The organism is Nostoc cf. edaphicum LEGE 07299 (assembly GCF_015207245.1).
Classification (GTDB): domain Bacteria; phylum Cyanobacteriota; class Cyanobacteriia; order Cyanobacteriales; family Nostocaceae; genus Nostoc; species Nostoc edaphicum_B.
The window spans coordinates 1-4971 of sequence record NZ_JADEXF010000372.1; the positions used below are offsets into that span (position 1 = coordinate 1).

Sequence of the window (4971 nt, forward strand, 5' to 3'; positions counted from 1 at the left end):
CTGCTGAACAACGCACTCAAAGGCTGGCGGAAGAACTTCGAAAGTTGGGGATAGATCCAGATTCTTTGAGTTGATTTTGTGGAGTGCGATCGCTTTGATTACACTATTATTAATGACTTATTTGAGAACAGGAATTATAGATGTTTCCGGTGATTGTAGGCGAGAACATAAAAGCGTTCAAATATTCCTGCTCTGCCATTGTTTAGAATTACGTTTGACGTGGTAACAAGCAATTACAGTGATGACATCTTCTTCTACAATATAAATAACACCATAGGGAAACCTACGTATTAATAATCGCCGCGCTTGTCGATACACTACTGGATAAGCTGAAGGGTTACGTCCGATTAATGCTAAACAGCTATCAACTGCACGTACAAATTCCGAACCTACTCCAGAATCACGTTGCTCATACCATTCAAAAGCATCTTGAATATCTAGTTCTGCTTCTGGACTAATTATTAACTGATAGCTCATTCAGTTAAACCTAGTCTTTGCTTCACGGATTGCCAGGTTGAACCTTGATTTGGATTTTGACGATGTATCTCCAAGCGTCTATCTAATTCTTGTTTTTGCTCATCATTGAGAGGAACTTCATTGGGTGTGGTAAGAATGCTGTCCCATAAGTCCTCAGCAAGCTGTATACGTTCAGATACACTTAGTTCAGAAATATCGACTTTTAATATGGGATGCATGGTTGTTGTTAATGTAGTTGCTCAATATAATCTTATTTTAGATTGTAAATTACTTATCTTATTCACAATAAAGTAAAGCATCAAGTTTACCTGATTCGGTAAATGTTCCAGCAGCTAGTAAACAGTGCAGTAATTCCACTTGCATAGCGTTAAGGAATGAGGGTGTGATCGCCTTTTAGACTCAAACAAGCAATATATTTTGATTCTTTGCTCTTTTTGATACATTAATACCACTGTTAGATTAGAGTAGTACATCAGACACAGTGTGACTTCGTAATTAGACTAAATGGCAAACATTCAGATTAAAGAACGCAAGATTGTTGAACTTCATCCACATCCAAAAAATGAAGGTATTTACGGCGACGAAGATATTGAGCAACTAGCTCAGGATATTGAAAGGTCTAAATGGGTCAAACCGCTTATTGTTACACCAGAAGGTACAATTATCAGTGGACATCGGCGTTGGAAAGCGGTGTCATATCTAGGTTGGGTAACAGTTCCTATTGAAGAAAAAGAGTTTACTGATGAAATCGCTGAATTAGAAGCTCTTTTACTGGAGAATGCTAACAGAGAAAAATCTATAGAGCAAAAATGCCGAGAAGGATTAACTTGGGAAGCTATTGAGCGAACTAACTCTCGTCAGCGTCAGGGAAGTAAAGGATTTGGCGTGGGAAGTACTAGGGATGTCATAGCGAAGAGGGTTGGTATAGGAAGTGGTATTAATTATGAAAAGGCTCGTAAAGTTGTATCAGCTATTGATGAGGCACTTTTAGTTGGTAATCTTGCAAAAGCAGAGGCATTACGAAAGAAATTGAACCACAAAAGTGTAAATGCGGCTTTCAAAATGATTACCAGTATTGAAAATACTAGTGAAACACAACATAGCGAAACACAACATACACGAATGCAGTGGATATTAGCTAAGTTAGGTCAAAAGCTTTGTGGCTCAGTGTGGATTGCTTCTAATGATCGCTCACGTATATGGGAGAAAGAAGAATTAGGCAGCTTTAGTATGGATTCTTTACCACAATTGGGAATTCGTGATAATGCACAAAAAATAGTTGCGCTTATTGATGTAGTTTGGCTCAGTGGTGATAACCAGATTACAGCAGCTTTCGAGATTGAATGTACTACGTCTATTTACTCAGGCTTACTAAGAATGGCAGATTTAGTTGCTCTCGTTCCGAATTTAAATTTTCCACTTTATGTAGTAGTTCCTCAGTCGCGTGTTGAAAAAGTTAAGAAGGAATTATCTAGACCCAGTTTTCAGGCTCTTAAGATGAATCAAAAATGTAATTGGATAGTACTTGAAGATTTATCTCAAGAATGGGAAGCTATTATGAAATATGGTACAGAATTAGATGCTATTAATAGATTATCTGATAGCCTGAACAAGATTAAGAAGTAAATGCCTTAGATATTTTTTATAAAAAATTAGCTAGGAATTATATTCATAAATGAGGTGGAATTTACCCTAAATTATCCCGCACCCAAGCGCGAAAGGATTTCAGCAACGCAATTTCCCCAATACTTTTACTCTGCTCAATAAATCTGGTTATCTCACTCACTGAAACTATAGGAAAGGCAATACTAAACTTACACTCGACATATTGCCCATCTATCAACTGATAAAATTTTAAATTTTGTCCATCATATCTCCAAAGTTCAGTTACACCCAAGGCTGAATAAATCCCCAATTTGTTAACTGAACTGCTAGTAATGTCAATCTCAATTGCTAAGTCAGGCGGCGGATCATTTTCTAAATCTAAAGTTAGCTTACCCCTAATAGCTAGTTCATTCTGGATATAGTAGCAAGTATCTGGTTCTATTCCCTGCTTTGATATTTTCCGCTTCAATGTTGTAGAACCAGCACTTCTCACTTCAATCCCTAATTCTTCAGCTAAAGCAATAATAAAATTACCAAAATTACTTTTGGGGTTTTCGTGTTCAAAAAGTGGAGTCATGATTTCTAAAACACCGCAGTCATAAGCAAACCGAGAACCTCTATCTTCACCTGTATCTCTCAGCAAGGCTTCAAAGGTTTCCCAGCTAATGTTCTGTAGCACTGTTCTTTGTTCAGCAGGCGTTGACTTGACAAGCATATGACAATACTTCTTCTGTCAGGATGTTAGATAAAATCCCAATAATTTTACCTATGTCATTAATATAATATTCGCTCAAGTCAATTTCAACCATTTGACCAATGAGCTTCAAAACTTTAGTTTCTCCTATAAAGAATCCAGATAATTAAATTGTGCCAACTATTAGCAAGATATGTTGCTGATAATTGGCACAATCACTATCTGAATATTTTGTAACTTTAAGCAAGGAAACCTGCAAAAAAGTCAAGAGTTTCTTTCAGTGCTTTGACGAAAATATCAATTTCCTCACGGGTATTGTAGAAAGATAGACTTGCTCGTGCGGTTGCAGCAAGACCTAAGTAACGGTGTAATGGTTGTGTGCAGTGGTGTCCAGAACGGATAGCAACCCCTTCTTGATCTAATAATGTAGATAAGTCGTTGGCGTGGACTTCTCCGGCTGTGAATGACGCAAGAGCGGCTCTCCCTTCACCTTTTGCATTTGGTTTGGGGCCGTAAATTCTAATTTGGGGAATTTGCTCTAATTGTTGGAACAAATAAGCGGTTAATTCTGCTTCGTAGGCGTGGATTTTATCCATGCCGATACTGCTAAGATAATCGATCGCAGCACCAAGTGCGATCGCTTCTCCAATTGCAGGTGTACCAGCTTCAAATTTATGCGGTAATTCTGCATAAGTGGAATGGTCTAAATACACCTCTGCAATCATCTCACCACCACCAAAAAATGGTGGCATTGATTCCAATAATTCTAACTTGCCATACAGAAATCCTATCCCAGTTGGCGCACACATTTTATGGCCAGATGCTACCAACCAATCACAATCTATTTTTTGTACATCGACAGGGAAGCGGGGGACACTTTGGCAAGCATCAACTAAGAATTTAGCACCATAGCTGTGAGCGATCGCACCAATTTCTTCAACTGGATTAATACAACCCAAAGCATTAGAAATATGCACCACCGACACTAACTTTGTTTTTTCAGAAATCAGCTTTTTAAACTGTTCCAAATCAAAAGTTTCTTCTGGTGTGAGTTCCACAAATTTCAGTACTGCACCCGTTTTTTGCGCTACCAATTGCCAAGGCACAATATTACTGTGGTGTTCCATCACCGACAGAATAATTTCATCCCCAGGCTGCAAATTATTCATTCCCCAGCTATAAGCGACTAGGTTAATCGCCTCACTTGCGTTGCGGGTGTAGACAATTTCCTGACGGGATGCAGCATTAATGAATTTGGCAACTTTATCTCTAGCACCTTCATAAGCATCAGTAGCTTTAGCACTCAGAGAATGGGCACCTCGATGCACGTTAGCATTATATTGCTCGTAATAATCCCGTAGGGTATTTAATACGAACAAAGGCTTTTGCGATGTCGCAGCATTATCGAGATAAACCAAAGGTTTCTTATTGACTTCCTGATGCAATATCGGGAAGTCAGCGCGAACTTTATCAGCAAGGGTTTTGGTAGGAGTAAAAGTCATTGGTAGATTAGTTATTAGTCATTAGTCATTAGTCATTAGTCATTAGTCATTAGTCATTAGTCAGAGACTTAAGATTATTGACTGTACTTAACAAGATTTCTTGTAGAGAAGGAACTGGTATTTTGTTAATGATTTCGGCAGCAAAGGCGTTGATTAACAACTTACGAGCATCGTTTTCATCAATTCCCCGGCTTTGCAGATAAAATATTTCATCATCTTCCAATTGGCTAACGGTAGCACCGTGGGCGCACTTTACATTATCCGCAGTAATTTCCAATTGGGGTTTGGTATCAACTCTGGCTTTGGATGATAGCAGCAAATTGCGATTCAACTGGGCTGCATTTGTCAACTGCGCTGGTTTGGGTACAAAAACTTTACCATTGAATACCGCATGAGCGCGATCGCCTACAATACATTTATGCAATTGGTCACTTGTACCGTGAGGATAATTGAGTGCGATCGCACTGTGAGTATCAGACAATTGCTTACCAGAAATTATCGTCAACCCATTGAGAGTAGTTTGTGTCTGCTCACCAGTTTGCAAAATCTCCAAATTGTGCCGCGACAACTTTGCACCTAAAGTTATGGCATGACAAGTATATCGACTATCACGAGCTTGAGCGATCGCAGTTTTCCCAATATGAAAAGCCTCTGTACCTTCTTGCTCAACCCTAGTGTGACTCACTTGGGCAT

General features: G+C 38.9%; 6 protein-coding genes. 1 reads left to right on the forward strand and 5 read right to left on the reverse strand.

What is annotated here, in order from left to right:
- Positions 1–177: 177 nt before the first annotated feature.
- Both IQ229_RS12800 and IQ229_RS12805 read right to left on the reverse strand, forming a co-directional pair.
- Positions 178–477, reverse strand: a complete 300-nt coding sequence (locus IQ229_RS12800; protein WP_194044222.1) for a type II toxin-antitoxin system RelE/ParE family toxin — start codon at positions 475–477, stop codon at positions 178–180.
- Complete coding sequence (locus IQ229_RS12805; protein WP_194044224.1) at positions 474–695, reverse strand: addiction module protein; 222 nt, start codon at positions 693–695, stop codon at positions 474–476. Before IQ229_RS12805 ends, IQ229_RS12800 begins: the two co-directional genes overlap by 4 nt.
- A 286-nt stretch (positions 696–981) precedes the next feature.
- Between IQ229_RS12805 and IQ229_RS12810 the strand changes: the two genes are divergently transcribed.
- Complete coding sequence (locus IQ229_RS12810; RefSeq protein ID WP_194044226.1) at positions 982–2103, forward strand: ParB/RepB/Spo0J family partition protein; 1122 nt, start codon at positions 982–984, stop codon at positions 2101–2103.
- A 61-nt stretch (positions 2104–2164) separates the two neighbouring features.
- Here the strand turns inward: IQ229_RS12810 and IQ229_RS12815 are convergent, their stop codons facing one another.
- The 3 genes from IQ229_RS12815 to sufD form a co-directional block, all read right to left on the reverse strand.
- On the reverse strand, positions 2165–2797 hold the full coding sequence (locus IQ229_RS12815; protein ID WP_194044228.1) for a Uma2 family endonuclease: 633 nt from the start codon (positions 2795–2797) through the stop codon (positions 2165–2167).
- 218 nt (positions 2798–3015) lie between these two features.
- Positions 3016–4278, reverse strand: coding sequence for a cysteine desulfurase (locus IQ229_RS12820; RefSeq protein WP_194044230.1), 1263 nt, complete (start codon positions 4276–4278; stop codon positions 3016–3018).
- A 49-nt stretch (positions 4279–4327) separates the two neighbouring features.
- Positions 4328–4971, reverse strand: a 644-nt coding sequence (gene sufD / locus IQ229_RS12825) for a Fe-S cluster assembly protein SufD (RefSeq protein ID WP_194044232.1), incomplete at its 5' end; no start/stop codon positions are given.